The organism is Variovorax sp. LjRoot290 (assembly GCF_964253985.1).
GTDB lineage: Bacteria > Pseudomonadota > Gammaproteobacteria > Burkholderiales > Burkholderiaceae_C > Variovorax.
This window is the reverse complement of sequence record NZ_CAXURW020000001.1, coordinates 4,655,846-4,676,296: the sequence shown is the minus strand read 5'-3', so window position 1 is coordinate 4,676,296 and position 20,451 is coordinate 4,655,846. Positions and strand designations below refer to the sequence as shown.

At 66.9% G+C, this 20,451-nt stretch carries 17 protein-coding genes; 8 read left to right on the top strand and 9 right to left on the bottom strand.

The window, feature by feature from the left end:
- Positions 1-31: 31 nt before the first annotated feature.
- From ACSQ9A_RS23205 to ACSQ9A_RS23185, 5 genes are all read right to left on the bottom strand, one after another.
- Positions 32-3,151: an efflux RND transporter permease subunit gene (locus tag ACSQ9A_RS23205; protein WP_436305343.1), complete on the bottom strand. Its 3,120-nt coding sequence runs from the start codon at positions 3,149-3,151 to the stop codon at positions 32-34.
- 12 nt (positions 3,152-3,163) lie between these two features.
- A complete protein-coding gene (locus tag ACSQ9A_RS23200) occupies positions 3,164-4,267 on the bottom strand; it encodes an efflux RND transporter periplasmic adaptor subunit (RefSeq protein ID WP_436305342.1) in 1,104 nt (367 codons plus the stop codon).
- The gene (locus ACSQ9A_RS23195) at positions 4,264-4,803 is read right to left on the bottom strand and encodes a hypothetical protein (protein WP_436305341.1); all 540 of its coding nucleotides are present in this window, start codon (positions 4,801-4,803) and stop codon (positions 4,264-4,266) included. Before ACSQ9A_RS23195 ends, ACSQ9A_RS23200 begins: the two co-directional genes overlap by 4 nt.
- A gap of 33 nt (positions 4,804-4,836) precedes the next feature.
- Complete coding sequence (locus ACSQ9A_RS23190) at positions 4,837-6,123, bottom strand: TolC family protein (protein ID WP_436305340.1); 1,287 nt, start codon at positions 6,121-6,123, stop codon at positions 4,837-4,839.
- Positions 6,124-6,184: 61 nt separating this feature from the next.
- Entirely contained in the window at positions 6,185-6,544 is a 360-nt protein-coding gene (locus tag ACSQ9A_RS23185; RefSeq protein WP_436305339.1) for a DUF2946 family protein, read from the bottom strand.
- 255 nt (positions 6,545-6,799) lie between these two features.
- Here ACSQ9A_RS23185 and ACSQ9A_RS23180 point away from each other — a divergent pair, with 255 nt between their 5' ends.
- Both ACSQ9A_RS23180 and ACSQ9A_RS23175 read left to right on the top strand, forming a co-directional pair.
- A complete protein-coding gene (locus tag ACSQ9A_RS23180) occupies positions 6,800-7,381 on the top strand; it encodes a GrpB family protein (protein WP_436305338.1) in 582 nt (193 codons plus the stop codon).
- Positions 7,382-7,830: 449 nt separating this feature from the next.
- Entirely contained in the window at positions 7,831-8,244 is a 414-nt protein-coding gene (locus tag ACSQ9A_RS23175) for a PPC domain-containing DNA-binding protein (protein ID WP_436305337.1), read from the top strand.
- Between the two features lie 79 nt (positions 8,245-8,323).
- Here the strand turns inward: ACSQ9A_RS23175 and ACSQ9A_RS23170 are convergent, their stop codons facing one another.
- Both ACSQ9A_RS23170 and arsC read right to left on the bottom strand, forming a co-directional pair.
- On the bottom strand, positions 8,324-9,115 hold the full coding sequence (locus tag ACSQ9A_RS23170) for a phosphodiesterase (protein WP_436305336.1): 792 nt from the start codon (positions 9,113-9,115) through the stop codon (positions 8,324-8,326).
- A 127-nt stretch (positions 9,116-9,242) separates the two neighbouring features.
- Positions 9,243-9,689, bottom strand: a complete 447-nt coding sequence (gene arsC, locus ACSQ9A_RS23165; RefSeq protein ID WP_436305335.1) for an arsenate reductase (glutaredoxin) — start codon at positions 9,687-9,689, stop codon at positions 9,243-9,245.
- A 29-nt stretch (positions 9,690-9,718) separates the two neighbouring features.
- On the opposite strand from arsC, the gene ACSQ9A_RS23160 reads away from it, so the two are divergent.
- Genes ACSQ9A_RS23160 through ACSQ9A_RS23135 form a run of 6 tightly spaced genes read left to right on the top strand, consistent with a single transcriptional unit; the run spans position 9,719 to position 13,472 of the window.
- Complete coding sequence (locus ACSQ9A_RS23160) at positions 9,719-10,042, top strand: ArsR/SmtB family transcription factor (protein ID WP_436305334.1); 324 nt, start codon at positions 9,719-9,721, stop codon at positions 10,040-10,042.
- Between the two features lie 10 nt (positions 10,043-10,052).
- Complete coding sequence (locus ACSQ9A_RS23155; RefSeq protein ID WP_436305333.1) at positions 10,053-10,493, top strand: ArsI/CadI family heavy metal resistance metalloenzyme; 441 nt, start codon at positions 10,053-10,055, stop codon at positions 10,491-10,493.
- An 8-nt stretch (positions 10,494-10,501) separates the two neighbouring features.
- The gene (locus ACSQ9A_RS23150) at positions 10,502-11,014 is read left to right on the top strand and encodes an arsenate reductase ArsC (protein WP_436305332.1); all 513 of its coding nucleotides are present in this window, start codon (positions 10,502-10,504) and stop codon (positions 11,012-11,014) included.
- Between the two features lie 58 nt (positions 11,015-11,072).
- Positions 11,073-11,567, top strand: a complete 495-nt coding sequence (locus tag ACSQ9A_RS23145) for an arsenate reductase ArsC (protein WP_436305331.1) — start codon at positions 11,073-11,075, stop codon at positions 11,565-11,567.
- 4 nt (positions 11,568-11,571) lie between these two features.
- On the top strand, positions 11,572-12,285 hold the full coding sequence (locus ACSQ9A_RS23140; protein WP_436305330.1) for an MIP/aquaporin family protein: 714 nt from the start codon (positions 11,572-11,574) through the stop codon (positions 12,283-12,285).
- Positions 12,282-13,472 carry an MFS transporter gene (locus tag ACSQ9A_RS23135; RefSeq protein WP_436305329.1) on the top strand — a complete coding sequence of 397 codons (1,191 nt, stop codon included), beginning with the start codon at positions 12,282-12,284 and terminating at the stop codon, positions 13,470-13,472. The genes ACSQ9A_RS23140 and ACSQ9A_RS23135 overlap by 4 nt, the downstream gene beginning before the upstream one ends.
- A 2-nt stretch (positions 13,473-13,474) precedes the next feature.
- On the opposite strand, the gene ACSQ9A_RS23130 is transcribed toward ACSQ9A_RS23135, so the two are convergent.
- Together ACSQ9A_RS23130 and treZ are read right to left on the bottom strand one after the other, a co-directional pair.
- Positions 13,475-18,622: a malto-oligosyltrehalose synthase gene (locus ACSQ9A_RS23130; protein ID WP_436305328.1), complete on the bottom strand. Its 5,148-nt coding sequence runs from the start codon at positions 18,620-18,622 to the stop codon at positions 13,475-13,477.
- Entirely contained in the window at positions 18,615-20,438 is a 1,824-nt protein-coding gene (gene treZ, locus ACSQ9A_RS23125; RefSeq protein ID WP_436306349.1) for a malto-oligosyltrehalose trehalohydrolase, read from the bottom strand. The genes ACSQ9A_RS23130 and treZ overlap by 8 nt, the downstream gene beginning before the upstream one ends.
- Between the last annotated feature and the right edge of the window lie 13 nt (positions 20,439-20,451).

Here is a 20,451-nt window from a genome sequence, read left to right as displayed (position 1 = left end):
ATCCTTTTCTTGGTTGGTTGAATAAAGACGGTTACAGAGCATCCTGACCCTTGGTCTCCGCAAGCCGCTCTGCAGCATTGCGGCCGAAGAGCCAGAACATCGCCGGCGTCAGGAAGGTGTCCAGAAGCGTCGAACTGATCAGGCCGGAAAAGATGACGACAGCGACCGGATGAAGAACCTCGGTGCCCGGCTGCTCGGCTTCGAACAGCAGCGGAGCCAGCGCAAATGCAGTCACGAGCGCAGTCATCAGCACCGGCGCCAGCCGCTCGAGCGAGCCGCGAACAATCATCTTCTGGTCGAAGCTTTCACCTTCGAAACGCATCAGATTGACGTAGTGGCTGACTTTCAGGATGCCGTTGCGGACCGAAATGCCAGCCAGCGTGATGAAGCCCACAAGTGCCGCCACGGAAAGCGGCTGACCCGAGAGCCACAAGCCCACGACCGCACCCACAAGGGCCAACGGAATGTTCGCCATGATGAGCAGCGAGAGCTTGGTCGACTGGTAGCGGCTGTAGAGCACCACGAACATCAAGGTCAGGGAAACCAGCGACAGCAGGCCGACCAGCCGGGAAGCTTCTTCCTGCGCCTGGAACTGGCCGCCGAGCGTCACGAAGTAGCCTTCGGGCAGCCGGGTCTGCGCCACGACGCGCCGCATGTCCGTCACGATGTCGGAAAGCGCACGTCCCTGCGCGTTGGCCGACAGGACGATGCGCCGCTTGCCGTCGTCGCGGCTGATTTGATTCGGACCGTCGCCTTCTTCGATGGAGGCAAGCTTCGACAGCGGAACACGGCCGGACGGCGTCTCGATGAGGATGTGCTGCAGCCCTTCTGCGGAGCGTGCGGATTCCGGCAGCTTCACGACCAGCGCGAAACGGCGGCCGCCCTCGACGATCTGCGTGACCTTCTCGCCCTCCACCAGGCTTTGCAGCGCCTTCAGTACCTGGGGCGCCGGGACGCCATACTGCGCCGCGGCCGCATAGTCCACCCGGACCTTGATCTGGGGCGCCAGGACCTGCTTCTCGATCTCCAGGTCAGCGATTCCCGGGATGGCCGCCAGCTTGGCGCGCAACACATCGGCCTGGCCGCGAAGCGTGTCCAGGTCTTCACCAAAGATCTTGATGGCAATCTGCGAGCGCACGCCCGAAAGCATGTGGTCGATGCGGTGCGAGATGGGCTGCCCGATGCCGATCGCGGCCGGCAGGTTCACAAGCCGAGCGCGAATATCGGCGGATATGTCCCCCATCGACCGTGTCAGCTCGCCCGGCGGCTTCAGTCCCACGTCCAGTTCGCTGACGTGCACACCCTCGGCATGCTCGTCGAGTTCGGCGCGCCCGCTTCGGCGCCCGACGTGCGTCACCTCAGGCACCTGCTTGATCAGCACTTCGGCCCGGCGTGCCAGCGCCGCGGTCTCGGCCAGCGTGACGCCCGGGTTCAAGCGCATTCCGACAAGCAAGGTCCCCTCGTTGAAGGGAGGCAGGAATGTCGTCGGGAAGAAGGGCACCGCCGCGAGCGACACCAGCACCGCGATGCAGCCGGCAGCGATGGCGCCCTTGGGTTGGCCGAGCACCTTCTGCAGGCCGCGCGCATACCGGGCCTTCAACCAGGCCAACAGCTTCGTGTCGCCATGGTCGAGCGACTTCATCCGTGGCAGCAGGTAGTACGACAGCACCGGCGTCACGGTCACCGACACGACGAGGCTGGCGAGCGTCGAGACGATGAACGCGACGCCCAGCGGAACGAACAGCCTGCCTTCCATGCCCGGCAAGGCGAACAGCGGCACAAAGACGAGAACGATGATGATGGTGGCGTAGAGGATGGATGAGCGAACTTCCATGGTGGCTCGCGCAACGACTTCGACTGGATTGAGCCGATGGTCCGGATGCCTGGCCCGGTCTTCCCTCAAGCGACGGATGGCGTTCTCCAGCCCGACCACCGCGTCGTCGACCAGGCCGCCGACCGCGACGGCCAGGCCTCCCAGCGTCATGGTGTTGATGGAGAGGCCGAAGTACCTGAACACCAGCGCCGCCATCAGGATCGAGACCGGGATGGCGGTGAGAGCGATGACGGTCGGCCGCAGCGTGCCCAGGAAGAAGTACAGAATCACCGCGACGAACACCGACGCCCCGACGAGCTTCCACTGGAGGTTGTCGATCGAAGCCTCGATGAAACTGGCCTGTCTGAAGGTCACTCTCGGCGCGTCCATGCCTGCGGGCAGGGACGCCTTCATGCCGTCCAGGGCGGCCTCGATGGATTGGGTGAGCGAAATGGTGTCCGCCGTGGGCTGCTTCTGGATGCCCAGGATCACGGCGGGCTTGCCCTCGAAGCCCGCGTCGCCGCGCTTGAGCGCGGCAGCGAAGCTGACGTCTGCAATCTGGCGCAGCAGGATGGCCTGGCCATTGCGCGACGTGAGTGCCAGGTTCTTGAGGTCGTCGAGCAGCGAGGTGCGGCCCAGATGCCGGATGAGGTACTCGCGGCCGTTGAGCTCCAGGAAGCCGCCCGAGGTGTTGGATGAAAAGCCCTTGAGCGCGGCCTCCAGCTGATCGTGCGTGATGCCCAGCTCTGCCATGCGCGTGGTGTTGGGCTGTACCTGGAACTGCCGTACCTCGCCGCCGATGGGAATCACCTGAGCAACGCCGGGAATCGCCATCAACCGAGGCCGGAGTATCCAGTCCGCGTACTCGCGCACCGCCATCGGCGAGATCTTCCCGGTGTCCACCGGGATCGCGATCTGCATGATCTCGCCCATGATGGAACTGATGGGTCCCATCCGGGGCACCACACCCTCCGCCAAGCCTTCTTCCATCGACGCCAGGCGCTCCGACACCATCTGCCTGGCGCGGAATATCTCGGTGTCCCAGCCAAAGGTCACATAGAGGAACGACAGCCCGGCCGAGGACACCGAGCGAACGGTCTCGACACCGGGCAGCCCGTTCATCGTTGTCTCGAGCGGGAAGGTGATGAGCTGTTCCACCTCCTCGGCGGCCATGCCGCCCGCCTCGGTCATGATGGTGACCGTCGGCTTGTTGAGGTCGGGAAACACATCCACCGGTGTGCGCGACAGGGTCCACGCACCATAGGCCATCAACACGACGCTCGTGATCAGCACCAGCAGCCGATTGGACAGGCTGCTACTCAGTAGCCACTTGAACATGCGTGGCTCCCGTCAGCGGACTTGGTTGATGAGGCTTGCGCCTTGCGTCGCCACACGGTCGCCTGCCTTCAGGCCTGAAGTGACCGCTACCGACACGCCGTCGAGCGGCAGGGCGCTCACGACGCGCGGCTCGAACTTCTCCGGCGCGGTCTTGACCCACACGATGGTCTGGTTCGACGGGTTCTTCATCAGCGAGGCCGCCGGAACGGCAATGCCTTCCACCTTCGACCGCGTCTGCACATAGACCTTGACGGGTTGCCCGACCGCCAGCTTGGCCAGCGCCGCGCCGCGGGCCGTGAAACTCAGCGGCAGCGCCTGTTCGCGCAGCGTGCGAGTGGCGCCGAGGAACTGAAGCGGTACGCGCTCGTTGCCGATGGCGAGCGTTGCACCTCCGACATTCGCCCCGAGCTCAGCGTCGAAGGAGAGCGCCTCGATGCTCAGCCGACCGGGGTCGACGATGTCATAGATGAGCTCTCTCGCATCGACCACCTGGCCTGCGACCACGTGGGACGAGGCAATGACGCCGGCCACCGGTGCAACCAGTGCTTCCCGTCCGGTCAGGCCAGCACTCACGGCGCTGGCTCGCGCACCCAGGCTGGCGAGTTCTGCCTCGGCTGCTTCGATTTCCTTTCGTGGGACTGTGTCCGACAGCTCCTTGAGCCTGGCCAGGCGCTTTTCAGCAAGTGCCCGAGAGGACCGCAGTTCCGCCAGTTGAGCGGATTGGACCGAGCGCTCCAGCGGGGCCGTGGACGGAACCACGTATGACAGAACCTCGCCTTTGCGAACCGGCTGACCGGCCGTGGGCAAGCCTTGCGGACCCGGCTCGACGCGGCCGGCCGTCGTTGCTTGCACCTTGCCCCCGGCGTTCGGGTCCATCGTGACCTTGCCAGCCAGTTCGACGGTGCGCGCCAGTTCCTCGGTTTTGGCCACTGCGGTTCGCACGGAGAGCTGCCGCTGCGCCGACTTCGGAAGGAAGACGCTGCCGTCGGGTTGCCGGCTGGGGCCGTTCGAGCTTGCCGCCGGAGAGGACTCACCGTGGTTGTGGCCATGTTCGTCTGCAGCCCAGGCGGACGCGGCGCAGCCGACAAGGGCAGCGAATATGAACTTTGCAATCACGCTTCACCTCCCACGCGCGCACGTTGAGCGCCGGCGGCGCGTCGCCCGAGCCAGGCAAGCGCTGCGAGTACCAGAACGGCGCCGGTGGCCCACGCCGCGTACTGTGGCCATCCGCGCTTGCGCGCGTCGTGAGCGGCAGCCTCCTCGTGCAAGCCCAACTCTCCCGCCAGAAGGTCGGCGTCCTTGCCTGCCACGATGGAGGCGGTGACCGCGATGACGCCAGGCTTGAGTTCTTGCGCAAGAGCGCCCTCGTACTGGCCTTCGGCGTGCTGTTGGAGCGCGACTTTCGCGCCACCGATTTCGAGCTCGACCTTTGCATCTTTCACGGGAGCGTTGTTCTCGAAGCTGTCGAGGTAGACGGTCAGCTGCTTGCCGTTGACCACGCCCACCAGTTCGAAGACTTCGGAGACGGCCGAAAAGCGCGGCAAGGCCGGGCCGCTGGGTGCGGTTGGCGCGCCATGGTCGTGCCCGTGTTCGTCGGCTGCCCGGGCCGGCATGGCGCACACGGCGGTCACAAGGCCCAGGCCCGCCAGCATGTTTCTTGGATTCATTGCTTGTTCTTTCATGACTTACTCGGGCAACAGGCCGAGCGATTGGCGCCATTGCGAGATGGCTGCTGCGAGTTCGATGCGGCTGCGAGTCGCCTGGCGTTCGGCGTCGGTGGCCTCCTGTTCGACACGCAGGCGGGTTGGCAGGTCCGTTTCGCCGAGGCGGAAGGACTTCGCGAAGAAGGCGCGTGATTCGCCGGCAAGCCGACTGCGACGCTCCGCCGCCGCGACCGCTGTCGTGAGCGCGGCGACGCGCTCTCTTGCGGCTTGGACCTCCGCCTCGATACGCGCTTGCTCCAATGAAAGCTGGGTCTCGGCTTCGAGCTGTTCGGCACCGGCGGTCGCGATCTTCGATTCGCTGCGGCTGTGAGAACCGAGCGGAATGCGCACACCGACGACGAGCGCTTGGGCGTATCGCTCTCCGAGCTCTGCGCGTTCCCTGGAGACGCCGAGCCTCAACTCGGGATTGGCGCGTGTCTGTGCGCCGGCGAGTTCAGCCTGTCGTCGTGCGACGTCGGCCCGTGCCGCCAGTTCCCGCAGGGTTGGATGCGTGGCATCGGGCATTGCCGCCGGCGGGGCTACTTCAGATATGACCTCATCCCTGGCGGGCGCTGCCTTGCCGGTCAGGGAAGTCCAGCGTTGGGCCGCCTGCGACAACGCGACGGTCGCTTCGGCGACCGCGCTGTCGGCCGCAGCCACCGCGCCCTCCGCCTGGTGGCCATCGGAGCGCGCCAGGTCGCCCGCCTTGACGCGCCGAGCGACGTCCGCAGCAAGCTGCTGCGCATTCTCCAGTCGCTGCTGTGCCAGCGAACGCTCAAGGCGAGCGCGTTGATGGGCCCAGTGGGCTTCGCGAACCTCTGCGGCCAGTCGCCACTGCGTTGCGAGCAGCCGCGCCTCCACTGCCACGGATTCGGCCGAGGCAGCGGCCAGTGAACGCGAGCGTTCGCGCGGCAACCATAGTGGCATAGCGACAGTGGCTTCGTACTCGCGGGCACCGCTGTTGTTCGTTGTTCGGTCGCTCTTGGCGGTCAAGTCCAAGGCAGGCGGCTCTGGGCTCCAGCGCTGCGCCGCACGCTCGCCGGCGACTGCAGCGTCGCGGCGCAACGCTGCGGCGCGCTGTTCGGGCTGACGCGCCCATGCGGCTTCAAAGCCTTGCTTGATGGTTTCACCACCCGTCGGGGGCAGTTGCGCTTGCGCGGGCAAGCCGTAGGCCAGAAAGGCAGCTGCCAGCGCACCGGGAATATCCCAGCGTCTTCTTTTCATGTGAAATCTCGTCGCGATGACGGGCGCATGGGCCCGCTGGTTCATGAACCCGACGAGGGGCGGCGCACCCAGAGGGCGCCGAAGGAAGCACCGCCTCGTCAGCCTGTCAGCTGACGAGCGTCAATGGCGGTCTGAGGAGCGTTTCGACGAAGCGGTCAGGCACTGCTGACGCATAAGGCACATAGAAGGTGCGATGGGCAGAAGGTCCCGGGCCACTGTCCGAGGCGGGGACAACGGCGGAGGTCAACCCGTGGCAGACGCCGCAATCGGGGTGGTCCGCGAGCGAGCCGGCCTGACTGTCACCTGTTGGCTCATCGGCATGTGCCGCCCCCTGATGGGCGTGCTCATGATGGCCGAAGTGGGTAGCTTGACCCTGCTCTTCATGCGCGCAGACGCTCGCCGCCGAGGCCCAGGACCACTGGAGCGGCAGCAAGAGCATCAACACGATGTAGAGGATGCGGCGCATGAAGGGCGCGAGTCTAGCAAAGCAGCTGATAGCGCCGGTCGCGAAGGGTTGTGGTCAGCTTCGATCGACGTGGGGCGGATCAGGTGTCGGTTTTCAACCTACCCTGAATTTTTTCAGCTTGGTTTGAACTGGCGCCCACGCGGGCGCGCCATGGCCTCCGGCGGTGAACGCTAGGAGGAGTGGCCAATGGAGTCGGCGTGAGGGCTCGGCGGCAGCATGGAAGGGAAGAATGCGGGCAACAGCCGGAATCGGGCCATGAGCCGTCATACGGGGTTTTCGTACTTCACACCAGAACGCCACATGGAGATTGAGCGATTCGACGAAGGACTTGAGCATCGGAACATCGTGCCGTATGACCCCGCCTACGCCGAAATCTTTACCAAGGTGCAGGAGTACGCGCGGGTGCGCCTAGCAGGTGTTGAATTCGTTCATATCGGTAGTACGGCCGTGGCCGGGCTACGCGGAAAGCCCATGATCGACGTTGCGGCGATCACGGCCCGCGAGGATCTTCGGGAGGAGCAGAAAGCGTTCGAGCGTGCTGGTTTTCACCGTCGGTCGGTGTGGGTGGACAGGGATGAGAAGCCGTACGTCTGCGCGTCGGTCTTGCATGATGGGCGGCGTTTCAACATCAACATTCACATCTGCCATCGGGGCGATCCAGTTCACAAGGACTCTGTGGCCTTTATGGACGTCCTCAATCGCCGCCCGGATTTGCGCAGGAAGTACGAGGAAGCCAAGGATCGAGCTCACGCTGTAGACCCCGCCAACCCTCAGGTCTACAACCGAGAGAAAGAGACTGTGATCAAGGAGATCGAGGCGCAGATTCCAACCCAATAGGGAGACGGGTGCGAGCGCTCCGGGAGATCTGCTTCGAGTTCGTGCGGCAGAATCCGCAGCCAGTAGCCGTCATTCGCGCTCAACGTTCGGTTTGCCCGCAAGCAGAGCGAGACCCTGGGACTGCATCGGCTGTCGCGCCTGTCTTTGGAGTGACTGGTGAACTGCAAGGCGCATTGGCGGTGTCTGGGCCCGAGAGCGGCTTGCCCCGCCAGAAGCAATGCTCGACGCATGCCGCCAGTTCTCGAGGCTGCGCGCGACGCAACGCTAGTCTCGGGAAGAAGTACCCCTCACTAGCCGCAGAGTCTCGAACGCCTTTCAACAACGCAGTTTGGCGGACGTATGCAAACTGCGGAACAGACTGGTTGACAAGTGGGCTATCCGCGATGAACAGCGATCGGCCCGTGGGACGGATTCGTCGCGATGACTGGGCGCCGGTGTACGCTTCGCGCATGCACCAGCTGCCCGTCCGCCTTCCGCCCGGCTGCGATCTCAGGCACGCCCTGGAGTCACTGGGTCGTGATCAATTTCAGGATGGTGCCTTCGTCCTTTGCGGGATCGGCAGTCTCATCGATCCAAGACTTCGACTCGCCGGCGAGAGCGAGGAGGCTCGTTACGAGGGGCCATTCGAGATCCTCACGCTGTCTGGCACAGTGACTCGTCAGGGCGCCCATCTGCACATGAGCATCGCGTCTTCAGAAGGACATGTGAGGGGCGGACACGTCGTGTATGGCAACGTGGTGAGGACCACCGCCGAACTGCTTCTTGTGCAGGCACCGGAATGGGAGTTGCTGCGCGAGCGTGATGCGGCGACTGGATTCCTCGAACTGGTTGCGAGTCGTCGGCAAGTCAAGGACAAGCCTTGACCAGTCGGTGTCATTCGTTCAATTGCGCGTCGTGACCGAGTCAACTGCAGAGTTCATGCGATGGCTCCGTGAGGAGTCTTCAGAAAAACGGGTACGGCCCCTCGAACTCACCGATGTAACTGATGTGGCTGACCAGACCCTCTGCCGTCCACAGATGGAGGAGGCACGCCGGAGGGCCAGCATATGAACACGGCTCTGCGCCAGGGGCCAAGCGCAAGGCAATTTGCGTCGTGGTGCTTGGGCACGCCATTACAACCGTGCCGGCCCATCGACGAACCATAGAGCGGTGAACGTGGCCGCAAAGCACAGCTTCGATGTTTTTTCGTCCCTCGATGACCGAAGCCAGTAGACCGCCCTCGAAGTATCGATAGTCGTCCAGATAGGGGATGCCGGAAGTGAACGGCGGGTGGTGCATCAGCACCAGCGTCGGCTTTTCCAGGTCGGCATCCAGCGTGGCCCGAAGCCATTCCAGCCCATCGGCTGTCACGTCCCCGTGGTGCTCGCCCGGTGGGCATGAGTCCAGTGCAACGATTCGCACCGGAAACTCGTCAACACAGTAGTGCAGTGGACCTTCCGCAGGCAGGTAGGCGTGGTTGTAGAACGCCGTGGTGAAGTTCACCCGTTCATCATGGTTCCCAGGAACAATCAGGTAGGGCAAGTCCAGCGCCTTGAGCAACTCGCACACGTTCGCGTACTCGTCGGCGTGCCCCTCGTCCACGAGATCCCCGGTCAGCAGCACGAGGTCGGGACGGCGATCCAGGCCTCGCAGGTGCTCGATGGCTTCAGCGAACATCCGATTGGAGTCCACGAGGCCTTTGTAAAGCTCGCCCTTTCGGCGCACATGCACATCAGACAGTTGGGCGATCAGCATCGGGGGCCTTGTTGCTGCAGATTGGTCATCCTATCGCCCTACGGACGAACCAGCGTTTGAGTCTGTCAGAACGTCCAAGTCCTTGATGCGCAACGCCCCGGCCTTCGATCCTGGCCGCCGATCGACATCAGGCGTCGCGACGCACGCGCTGGCCCTGCGCATCGATGACTGCTTCTCCGTCTTCCTTCGTGAACGCACCGCGTTGCGGCGACGGAAGAATGTCCAGCACGAGTTCCGACGGCCGGCACAGCCTGGTGCCCAGCGGCGTCACGACGATCGGGCGGTTGATGAGGATCGGGTGCTCCAACATCAGCTCGATCAGCTGCTCGTCGGTCCATTTCGGGTCGTCGAGGCCGAGCTCGCCGTAGGGCGTTCCTTTCTGGCGCAGCAGTTCGCGTGGCGTGATCCCCATCGCCTTGATCAGGCCGATCAGGGTATCGCGGCTCGGCGGCGTCTTGAGATATTCGACGACGTGCGGCTCGGCGCCGGTGTTGCGGATCAGGGCCAGCGTGTTGCGCGAGGTGCCGCAGGACGGGTTGTGAAAGATGGTGATTTCAGGGTCTTGGGATTGCATGTTTGCGATTATGCAAATATTATTGAACTATGGAAGAGAACGATGTCGTCAGGTCCCTGGCTGCGCTGGCCCAGCCGGTGCGTTTGCAGGTTTTCCGCGCGCTGGTCGTGGCGGGCCCCGGGGGAATGACGCCCGGCACACTGGTCGAAAGCCTGAACGTGGCGGCGACCAGCCTGTCCTTCCATCTCAAGGAGCTGATGCATTCGGGGCTGGTCTCGCAGGAGCGCAACGGCCGCAACCTGATCTATCGCGCTTCCTTCCAGCAGATGAATGCGCTGCTCGGCTATCTCACCGAGAACTGCTGCCAGGGCGAGCAGTGCCTCACTCCGGCGGAACAGGACTGTTCGTGTTGAAGGAGACCCCATGAAGCGATTCCATGTGCACCTCAACGTGCAAGACCTCGAGGCGAGCATCGCCTTCTATTCCAGGCTGTTCGCGTCCGAACCGGCGCGCGTCGAAAGCGACTATGCGAAATGGATGCTCGCGGATCCGCCGCTGAATTTCGCGGTCTCGACCCGCGGCGGCGCCTTGGGCGTCGATCATCTGGGCCTTCAGGCGGAGAGCCCGGAAGAGTTGGCCGAGCTGAAGGCCCGCGCGCAAGCCGCGGACACGCAGCTCCTCGACGAAGGGGCCACCACCTGCTGCTATGCGCGCAGCGAGAAGCACTGGGTCACCGATCCGCAAGGCGTGGCTTGGGAGCAGTTCCATACGCTCGGCAACATCCCCGTGTTCCGGGAGGCAAAAGCGACGGAAACAACCGCCGCCGCGTGCTGCGCTTCGACCTCTTCTTCCTCCTGCTGCTGAGGCCATCCATGACTGAAAAGATCTACAACGTGCTCTTCATCTGCACGGGCAATTCGGCGCGTTCCATCATGGCCGAGGCCCTGATGAACCGTGCCGGCGGCGGCCGCTTCAAGGCCTTCTCTGCCGGCAGCCATCCGACGGGCAAGGTGAACCGGCTGGCGCTGCAGGCGCTCACGTGGCTGCACCTGCCGACCGAAGGCTATCGCAGCAAGAGCTGGGACGAGTTCGCCCAGCCCGACTCGCCGCGGCTCGACTTCGTGCTCACCGTCTGCGACAACGCTGCCGGCGAGCTGTGCCCGGTATGGCCGGGCCAGCCGATGAGCGCCCATTGGGGTGTGCCCGATCCCGCCGCCGTCGAAGGCTCGGAAGAGGAGAGGCTGCGGCATTTCCACGATGCGGCGCTCACGCTCAAGCGGCGCATCGAGCTGATGCTCGCGCTGCCGCTGGCGCGGCTCGATGCAATGTCGCTCCAGCATGAAATGCGCGAAATCGGCAAGACCGGAAAGACCGCCGCAGCATGAGCGCCGCCCGGCCGCCCGAAGGCGCTCGCACCGCAGTGCGCAGCACGGAGGTTAGCCAATGACCACCAACGTGCTGATCCTCTGCACGCACAACTCGGCGCGCAGCGTGCTTGCCGAGGGCATGCTCAACCACTTGGCCAAGAAGGCCGGCAAGGACGTGCGGGCGTTCAGCGCCGGCAGCGCTCCGAGTGGTCGGCTCAATCCGTTCGCGCTGGAAGCGTTGACCCATGTCGATGTGGATGTGTCGTCCTATCGCAGCAAGAGCTGGGACGAATTCGTCGGCGACGACAAGCCGGCGATGCGCATCGTCATCACGGTGTGCGACAGCGCGGCGCAGGAGACCTGCCCGTACTGGCCCGGTAGCCCCGTCAAGGTGCACTGGGGGTATCCCGATCCTTCCAACGCGCTCGGCGACGACGAGGGCAAACGCGTGGCCTTCGAGCTGACACGGCAGGCCATCGCCTACCGCATGACCCAACTGCTGGCCCTGCCGCTGGAATCCATGAGCAACGCAGACCTGCAGCAGGCGCTCACCGCGATCTCGCAGAGCTGACGGCATGACGGATCTTCCTCGCAAGCTGCTGGCCGAGATGCTGGGGACGGCGCTCCTGCTCGCCGTGGTGATCGGCTCCGGCATCATGGCCGAGCGCCTGTCCGGCGGAAACACCGCCGTGGCCTTGCTGGCCAATACCCTGGCCACCGTCGGCGGCCTGTACATCCTGATCGAGGTCTTCGGCCCGATCAGCGGCGCGCACTTCAATCCGGCCGTCAGCGCAGTGATGGCCATGCGCCGCGAGCTTCCCGCATCGAGCCTGGTGCCCTACGTGGCAGCGCAGCTCGTGGGCGCGATGCTCGGCGCCTGGCTGGCCCACGCGATGTTCGACATGAGCATCCTGCAGTTCTCGACCAAGCTGCGAAGCGGAACGGGGCAATGGATCGCCGAAGCCGTGGCCACGGCGGGGCTGCTGCTGGTCATCCTGCGCGCCCCGGCAGGCCGTGCGCCGGCCATGGTCGCGGCCTACATCGGCGCTGCCTACTGGTTCACCGCGTCAACTTCGTTCGCCAATCCGGCGGCGGTGTTCGGCCGGATGTTCAGCGACAGCTTTGCCGGCATCGCGCCCGCCAGCGCGCCGGGCTTCGTGCTCGCAGAGTTGATCGGGGCGCTCATCGGCCTGGCCGTCCACAACGCCTTCGAGCCGCGCCTGCATCCTGCCGGCCACCCCAACGTGATCGAATCCTCGGGCCAGCAGAAGAATCAGATCGCTGAATGAGCCGGCTCACGACAGTGGCAGCCTTGGGCACCGCGCAGACGCTGGCCTGGGCTTCGTCGTACTACCTGCCCGCCATGCTGGCGGTGCCCATGGCGCTCGATCTGGGCATGGCCCCCTCGACGGTCTTCGCCGCGTTCTCGGTGGCGCTGATCGTCTCTGCCGCGCTCGGGCCCTATGCGGGCCGCGCGATCGACCGCTTCGGCGGGCGACCGGTGTTGATCGCGAGCAATCTCGTGTTCGCTGCCGGCCTGGCTGCGCTGGGATGGGCCGACAGCACGCCGCAGCTGTTCCTGGCCTGGGCGCTCATGGGCATCGCGATGGGCAGCGGGCTCTACGAAGCCGCCTTCGCCACCGTGGTGCGCCTGCACGGCCAGGAGGCGCGCAGCGCCATCACCGGCATCACCTTGTTCGCCGGCTTCGCGAGTACCGTCGGCTGGCCCGTGTCGGCGGCGCTCGAATCGCACTTCGGCTGGCGCGGCGCCTGCATGGCCTGGGCCGGGCTGCACCTGCTGATCGGCTTGCCGCTCAATGCCTGCCTGCCCAGGCTGCCGCGCGCGAACGCGGCGGATGCGGCTGCACCGGCGAAGCCGGAGCCCGCTGCGCCGCTTTCAGAAGCCGAGGCGCGGCGCGCCGCTTTCCTGATGGCCTACGTGTTTGCCGTCACCTGGTTCATCAGCACCGCGATGGCCGCGCACCTGCCGAGCGTGCTGCAAGCGGCCGGTGTGGGCTTCGCGCTGGCCGTGTCCTTCGCCGCGCTGGTCGGGCCGGCGCAGGTGGCGGGACGCGTGCTGGAGTTCACGGTGCTGCAGCGCTTTCATCCGCTGCTGTCGGCGCGCCTGGCTGCCATGGCGCATCCGCTCGGCGCAGTGGCGATCGGGCTCGCGGGCGCGCCGGCCGCGGCGGTGTTCACGGCGCTGCATGGTGCGGGCAACGGCATCCTCACGATCGCGATCGGCACCTTGCCGCTGCTGTTGTTCGGTTCGCAGGGCTACGGCCGGCGGCAGGGGCTGCTCATGGTGCCCGCGCGCCTGGTGCAGGCAGGCGCACCCTTTCTCTTCGGCCTGAGCCTGGACCGCTGGGGCGCCGGTGCGCTGTGGCTGTCGGCCTTGCTGGGGCTCTCGGCCTGTGCTGCGCTGTGGTGGATGCCGGCGGGAGCGCGGAGCAGCCCGGCCGGCGGTGCGCGCTGAGTTCAACCCGCTGTGGAAAGCTTCCACAGCGCTGCACCCGGAAAGCGGCCCAGGGCGGCAGAGAGGCGGATGGCTCCGCCCTGCACGACGATCGTCTCGCCGGTCAGCACGTTCGCGAAAGCAGCACCGTCGGCCGCGTCCGGCAGGCGCACGCTCGTGTCCTGCCACACCTCGCCGAGCGGCGGTTCGCCCTCGGCGCTGTCGAGGCCGGTGAAAAGCCGCCCTGCGATCACAACCAGCGTCTGCTCTTCGTGACGGCGCGCGAAAGCGACCACATGCGCGGCCTGCACGCCGCTGGCGCCCAGGGGCTCGTAGCGTCCCTCCCGGAACAGCACAGGCTGTGCGCGCCGAAGCGACAGCATGCGCCAGACGAGCCAGAGCTTGGCCCGGCCGTCGTGGGGCTCGCGCGCGAGCGCATTCACGCGCGCCGGCATGTCGGGCGCCTTCGCCAGCGCCTCGAGCTCGTTCAGGCGCTGCTCGCGAAGGCGGAAATCCACCGGACGGCGGTTGTCGGGATCGACCAGGCTCAGGTCCATCAGTTCATTGCCCTGGTACAGGTCGGGCACGCCGGGCGACCCGTACTTCAGCAGGGCGAGCGAGAGGCTGTTCAACGCGCCGAACCAGGCGAGCCTGGCGCCCATGATCTTCAGCTCGTCGAGAAAACGGTTGTCGGCTCCAGGCCTGAACAGCGCGCGCACGAAGCCCTCGAGGGCGCGCTCGTAGCCTTCGTTGGGATAGGTCCATCGGGTGTTGAGCTTGGACTCGCGTGCCGCCTTCTGCATGTAGCGCACGATGCGTTCGACATAAGGCTCGCGCGCCGCGTCGTCCAGTCCGCCCGGTGGCAGCGTGCCCAGCAGCGTCTGGTAGAGCAGGTACTCGTCGGCGGCCGAAGGCGCGCCGGCGGGTGCGCCCCGGGCTTCCAGCCGCCTGCGTACCGGCCGGGTGAAGCCGTGCCAGCGTCGCAGCGCCAGGCGCCAGGCGGCCGGCATCTCCGACAGCACGTCGATGCGGCAGCGCACGTCCTCGGAGCGCTTGTTGTCGTGCGTGGAGGTGGCCAGCATGGTGTGCGGCCAGCGCCGGCCGCGATCGGCGCTGGCCTCGTGGAACTCGGCAACCGTCCTGCCGAAGCGCGCCGGCTCGCCGCCGACTTCGTTGAGCGAGCTCAAGGGAAAGTAGCGATAGAAGGCGGTGTCCTCCACGCCCTTGGCCGTGACCGGTGAAGTGAACTGCTGGAAACGGATCGCCAGGCGCAGCACGCGCTGCTGGAGTTCGTCATCGGCGCCGGATACCGCGCGTCCGAGCAGCATCTGCTGCACGAAGTCATAGATCGTGAGATCGGCATCCTGGCTGCCGCGCTCCGCCTCGCGCCGGGCCCAGGCGATGAAGCGCTCGTCCTGCGCGGAGGGCGCATCGATGATGTAGGTCCGGTAGACCGGGAGGCAGGCCGCGATCTCGCCGAGCGCACGGCGCAGCGCATTGAAGGTGTAGTCGCGCGTGCGCCGATCGGCCCGCGCGATGCGCAGCAGTTCGGTGGCCAGCACGGTGAGCTCCGAGGCCAGCGCGCTCTGCATGATGTCGCGCTTGCCGTCGCGCGCCAGGGCCTCGAAGTCTTTCTCGACGCCGGTGAAATTGCGCCAGATCTTCTCGAACTTCGTGGCCGCGGCAGTGTCGACGAGCAGGCCGTTGGCCACGTTGGCGAAGCGGTAGCCGGTGGTGCCGTGCACATGCCAGTCTTCGGGCACCTCCTCGTCTTCGGCGACGATCTTTTCCGCCACCACGTAGAGCGGGCGCGCGGGCCGGCCTGCCTCATCGCGCGCTGTCAGCAGCAGGCCAGCGCGCCGCGCATAGCCTTCCTGGAGCTGGCGGAAGTAGCGCGCCGGATCGTAGAGGCCGTCCGGATGATCGATGCGCAAGCCCTCCACGCGGCCGGACGCGGCCAGATCGAGCGCGAAGGACTGCGTGGCCTCGAACACCTCGTCGCGTTCCATGCGCAGCCCGGCGAGTGAATTGATGTCGAAGAAGCGGCGGTAGTTGATCTCGTCCGCGGCCACGCGCCAATAGGCGAGCCGCCAGGCCTGCGTTTCGATCAGCGCATGCAGCTCGTCGCGCATGACCGGCAGGTTGAGCTCGGCCACCCGCGCCGTGATCGCGCGTGCCACGTCCGGATTGCGGGCGGCAAGAAGGGACAGATCGGCCTTGAGCAGTTCCTTGTCGCGTGCGCGCTCGGCGCGGGCGACGGGATCCTCGGCATCGCGGCCCGGCAGCCGGCCGAAGGCGGAGGCCGTGCTGGCCAGGCGCGCCGCGAGCTCCGCATCGCCCTGCTGCGTCTCGGCGCCCGCGAGCACGCGCGGATAGCTCTCCGGCGCCAGCGGAAAGCGGTGTTCGAAGTAGTGCAGCGCCAGGCTTCCGGCTTCCTCGTCGAAGCGCAGCACCAGATCGCCGCTGGTGAGCACGTCGCCATAGTGGTCGCCCAGCACCGGCACCAGCACCTTGCCCGCGAGCTCGGGATTGAGCGGCTGCCAGTCGATGTCGAAGTGCTGCGCGAACAGCGAGGCGGGTCCGTTCTCCAGCACGTCCATCCACCATGCATTGTCGGCGCCCATCACGCCCATGTGGTTGGGCACCAGGTCCAGCAGCTGGCCCATGCCGTGTTCGCGCAAGGCCGCGACGAAGCGATCGAAGCCTTCGCGCCCGCCGAGTTCGGGGTTGATCTCGTCGTGCGCGACGACGTCGTAGCCATGCATGCTGCCGGCGCGGGCGCGCTGGATCGGCGAGCAGTAGATGTGGCTCACGCCCAGGCGGGCGAGGTAGGGGAGGATGCGAATGGCATCGTCGAAGCCGAAGTCCTTGTGGAACTGGAGCCGGTAGGTGGCGCGCGGCACCAATGTGCGGGCGGTGCCGCGGCGCTCGATGTCGGGCGCGCGGCGCGGCCGCGATGCGGCCATGGTGGTGCACAGGCCCGAGACTTCTTCGCTCGCCGCCAGCGCCTGCAGATCCAGCGGCAGCTTGCGCTGCCAGTTCGGCTGCTCCGCGGTGGTGCCGGGCATGTTGACCTGGTCGCAGACGCCGAGCGCGTCCTCGAACTGGACCATCATGATCGCCGAGGGTGCGGCGGCAAGAAAGGCGTGGATCGCCTCCACCGTGCGCGGCGCCGGCGTTGGGCGGCCCGTGGCCTCGGCGACTTCCTCGGCCGACAGCAGACCCGCGTGCTCGAGCTGCAGAAGCAGCCCCACGCGCTCCCGCGCGCGATCGCGGAGCTGCTTCTCGAACAGCGCCAGCTCGGGAAACAGGCCGAGCTGCAGCCGCAACCGCAGGTCCTCTCCGCTCCACCATCCGGCGAGGGTCGGCAGATCGTGCGTGCCGATCGCGGCCAGCGCGTCGGGCGGGTAGTCGGCCGCGGACTTGAATTCGCCGTCGTCGGTGCGTTCGAAGAACAGCACGCGGTAGGACAGCACGTCCACGCGCGCCAGTGCCTCGCGCATCTCCGGCGCCACCGTGCCCAGGTCCTCGCCGATCACCATGCAGCGGTTGCGCCGGCTCTCCAGCGCGACGATCGCGAGCAGCTCGGCCAGCGCGTAGTGCACGTAAGCGCCATCGGTGGCGCTTCGTCCGGGCGGTATCCAGAACAGGCGCATCAGCCCCATCACGTGGTCGATGCGCAGCGCGCCGGCGCTCTTCATATTGGCGCGCAGCGTGTCGATGAAGAGGCGGTAGTGATCGGCGCGCAGGCGATCCGGCCGGAGCGGCGGCAGGCCCCAGCCCTGGCCACCGGGATTGAACTCGTCCGGCGGCGCGCCCACGCTGGCTTCGGCAGCAAAGCAAGTGCGTTCGCTCCAGACCTCGGAGCCCGCGCGGTCCACCGACACCGCCAGATCGAGGTACAGGCCGACGCCCAGCCCCAGCTCCTTGCAGCGCGCGTTGGCGCGCTCGAGCTGGCATTCGGCCAGCCATTGCAGGTACTGGTGGTACTGCACGCGCTCGGCATGCTGCTGTGCGAAGGCGGCGACCTCGGCGCCGGCCGGATTGCGGTAAGCCTCGGGCCATGCCGGCCAGCCCCAGACCGCGTCGTCGGCCGCGTGGAAGTGGGCCTGCAGCGCCTCGAACAGGGCGTGGCCGTGCAGCGCTTCGCCGCCTTCGGCCACGAAGGCCAGGAAGGCGCGGCCCGCATCGTCGCGCGCGTTGCGGCCGTCGGCCGACAGATGCTGTTCGCGAAACTGCGCGTAAAGAAGCTTCAGCACCTCGAACTTCGCTGCGGCCACGGCCGCGTAGTCGACCAGCGGCGCTTCGCGCAGGCGCGCGAGCCGGGTCTGGAATTCGAGCGAGTGCACGAGCTGCCGGGCCGCGTCGCAGGCAGCGAAGCCATCGACCGCCTCGACGTCGATGTAGAGCACATTGAGATGCCGGCGCGAGGACGGGCTGTAGGGACTCGCATGGGCCGGGTTGTGCGGGAAGAGGGCGTGCAGCGGATTGAGTCCGACGATGTCGGCGCCGCGCGCGACCATCTGCGTGACCAGCTGCTCAAGATCGCCGAAGTCGCCGATGCCCCAGTTGCGCGCAGAACGCAGCGCATACAGCTGCACCGCAGGCCCCCAGATGCGGCCGCCGTCCTGCAATGCCGCCGGGCGCCAGCAGCGTGCGGGGGCGCTCACGATCAGCATCTCGCCGACCGGGCCGGCCAGGCCCTCGATGCTGAGGCGGTGGTAGCCGGCCGGCAGCGCAAGCGAAAACGAGAGCTCGCGCTCGCACCAGCGCACGCCATCGAGCTCGGCGTGCGCAAGCTCGGGCAGGGCCAGCGCGTCGAGTTCGCCCTGGTGCCGCGGGCCGGATTCCTCGTCCAGCTGCCAGCGCAGCCGGCCTGTCGTTGCGGGAAGGCGCAAGTGCAGTTGCCACGTCGGCGCCGCAGCTTGGATCGCATGCACCGGCGGCAGGCCTTGCGTCCATGCGGCGCGGCGGGCCGCGGCGAGCGCGTCCTCGGCCGTCGTGGTCGCATCGATGCGGACGTCGAGCTCCGCCAGCAAGGCGACCAGGCTGTTGCGCGGCACCGGACGGCGCGTTCGCCAGACGTCCTCGTAGTCGGTGGCGATGCCGAAGTGTGCACACAGCGGGCCCAGCGCTTCGTCGTCGTCGACGATGCGCGCGGGCTCAGTCAAGGCGGACCTCCTCCTGCAGTGTCGCATGCACCGCGCCGGGCGCCAGGTTCAGCGGCGTGGCATTCGTGGTCTGCGCCGCACCGATGGACCAGAGCAGGTCGCCGGGCGGCGCCGCGCATGCCATTTCCTCGAGGCCGAAGTTCGCGAGCAGATGCAGCGCTGCCGCCGACCCGAGCGTCCAGTCGACCTGCAGCAACGCGCCCTCGCAGTGGAAACGGCCAGCGCCGCGCTGGCCGGCCAGCAGGGGCACCAGGCGCTGCTGGCGCAGGGCCAGCAGTTCGCGCAGCTCGGCGAGGCGGGCGCTGTGATGGGGGACATCCCGCTCCTCCCAGCGCAGCTTGGAGGCCATGAAGGTGGACTCGGCATTGGGATCGGGAATGCGCGAGCGCGCCGCCTCGTCCTTGAAGGCGGCGAAGCGGCCGAACTCCTCGCGCCGGCCGCGCGAGACGGCGGCGGCGAGCTCGGGTCCGAAGTCGCAGAAGTACTGGAACGGCGTCGACGCCGCGAATTCCTCGCCCATGAACAGCATCGGCACATGCGGCGACAGCAGCACGCAGGCCATGGCCGCGCGCAGCATCGCCGCGTCGCCCAGCCTGTGGATGCGTTCGCCGAAGGCGCGGTTGCCGACCTGGTCGTGCGTTTGCAAGAAGGAAACGAAAGCGGCGAGCGGCAGGTGCGTGGACGGCTCGCCGCGCGGCTCGCCGTTGCGAAAGTGCGAAGGCTGGCCCTGGTAGATGAAGCCTTCGGCCAGCGCGCGCCCGAAGCGCGCCACCGGCGCATCGGCATAGTCGGTGTAGTAGCCGTCGGCCTCGCCGGTGACCAGCACGTGGGCCGCATGGTGGAGGTCGTCGTTCCATTGGGCCGTGCCCGCGAGTGGAACGCCGCGGGCGTCGCGCTCGAGCAGCGAAGCCTGGTTCGCATCGTTCTCCAGCACCACGTGCACATGCCGCTCGCTGCCCGGCCCGTCGTGCAGCGCCTCGCAAATCTCGCGCACGATGTGCTTGCCGGAATCGTCACGTATGGCGTGGATCGCGTCCATCCGCAGGCCGTCGAAGCCGAACTCCTCGACCCAGTAGAGCGCGTTGTGGATGAAGAAATCGCGCACCGTGCGGGACGCCTCGCCGTCGTAGTTGATGGCCGAACCCCACGGCGTCTGGTGCGCGGGGTTGAAGAACTGCGGGCAGTAGGCGTGCAGGTAGTTGCCCTCGGGGCCGAAGTGGTTGTAGACCACGTCGATCAGCACCATCAGGCCGAGCCCGTGGGCGTCGTCGACCAGCGCCTTGAGCTCGTCCGGCGTGCCGTAGGCGGCGTCCGGCGCGAAGGGCAGCACGCCGTCGTAGCCCCAGTTGCGCTGGCCCGGAAAGTCGGCCAGCGGCATGAGCTCGACCGCGGTGATGCCCAGCTCGGCCAACGCGTGAAGGCGTTGCCGCGCGGCCGCGAAAGTGCCTTCGGCCGTGAAGGTGCCGACGTGCAGTTCGTAGACCACCGCCTCCTCCCACGGCCGGCCGCGCCAGGCCCGGTGCTGCCATGCATAGGCCGCCGGGTCGACGATGCGGCTCGCGCCGTGCACGTCCTCCGGGTTGAAGCGCGAGGCCGGGTCCGGCACGCGCAGGCCGTCCGGCAAGCGGAAGCGATAGCTGTCGCCGGGCCGCGCCTCGTCCAGGTCGAGGCGGTGCCAGCCTTCCGCGTCGTGCAGCATGCGATGCGTGCGCGCGCCGGCGTCGGGCCCGTGCTCCAGCATCACCAGTTCGACGGCCGGCGCCCACAGTGCGAAGCGTACGCCGCCCTCGGGCAAGACGCCGGCGCCGAAGGGCATGGGATGCACGCGC

Bases quoted from the DNA above. Each gene is read 5' to 3' on its own strand.
- ACSQ9A_RS23205 (WP_436305343.1), bottom strand. From the start codon at position 3,151: ATGTTCAAGTGGCTACTGAGTAGCAGCCTGTCCAATCGGCTGCTGGTG.
- ACSQ9A_RS23195 (WP_436305341.1), bottom strand. From the start codon at position 4,803: ATGCTGGCGGGCCTGGGCCTTGTGACCGCCGTGTGCGCCATGCCGGCC.
- ACSQ9A_RS23190 (WP_436305340.1), bottom strand. From the start codon at position 6,123: ATGAACCAGCGGGCCCATGCGCCCGTCATCGCGACGAGATTTCACATG.
- ACSQ9A_RS23185 (WP_436305339.1), bottom strand. From the start codon at position 6,544: ATGCGCCGCATCCTCTACATCGTGTTGATGCTCTTGCTGCCGCTCCAG.
- ACSQ9A_RS23180 (WP_436305338.1), top strand. From the start codon at position 6,800: ATGAGCCGTCATACGGGGTTTTCGTACTTCACACCAGAACGCCACATG.
- ACSQ9A_RS23175 (WP_436305337.1), top strand. From the start codon at position 7,831: ATGCACCAGCTGCCCGTCCGCCTTCCGCCCGGCTGCGATCTCAGGCAC.
- ACSQ9A_RS23170 (WP_436305336.1), bottom strand. From the start codon at position 9,115: ATGCTGATCGCCCAACTGTCTGATGTGCATGTGCGCCGAAAGGGCGAG.
- arsC (WP_436305335.1), bottom strand. From the start codon at position 9,689: ATGCAATCCCAAGACCCTGAAATCACCATCTTTCACAACCCGTCCTGC.
- ACSQ9A_RS23160 (WP_436305334.1), top strand. From the start codon at position 9,719: ATGGAAGAGAACGATGTCGTCAGGTCCCTGGCTGCGCTGGCCCAGCCG.
- ACSQ9A_RS23155 (WP_436305333.1), top strand. From the start codon at position 10,053: ATGAAGCGATTCCATGTGCACCTCAACGTGCAAGACCTCGAGGCGAGC.
- ACSQ9A_RS23150 (WP_436305332.1), top strand. From the start codon at position 10,502: ATGACTGAAAAGATCTACAACGTGCTCTTCATCTGCACGGGCAATTCG.
- ACSQ9A_RS23145 (WP_436305331.1), top strand. From the start codon at position 11,073: ATGACCACCAACGTGCTGATCCTCTGCACGCACAACTCGGCGCGCAGC.
- ACSQ9A_RS23140 (WP_436305330.1), top strand. From the start codon at position 11,572: ATGACGGATCTTCCTCGCAAGCTGCTGGCCGAGATGCTGGGGACGGCG.
- ACSQ9A_RS23135 (WP_436305329.1), top strand. From the start codon at position 12,282: ATGAGCCGGCTCACGACAGTGGCAGCCTTGGGCACCGCGCAGACGCTG.
- treZ (WP_436306349.1), bottom strand. From the start codon at position 20,438: ATGCCCTTCGGCGCCGGCGTCTTGCCCGAGGGCGGCGTACGCTTCGCA.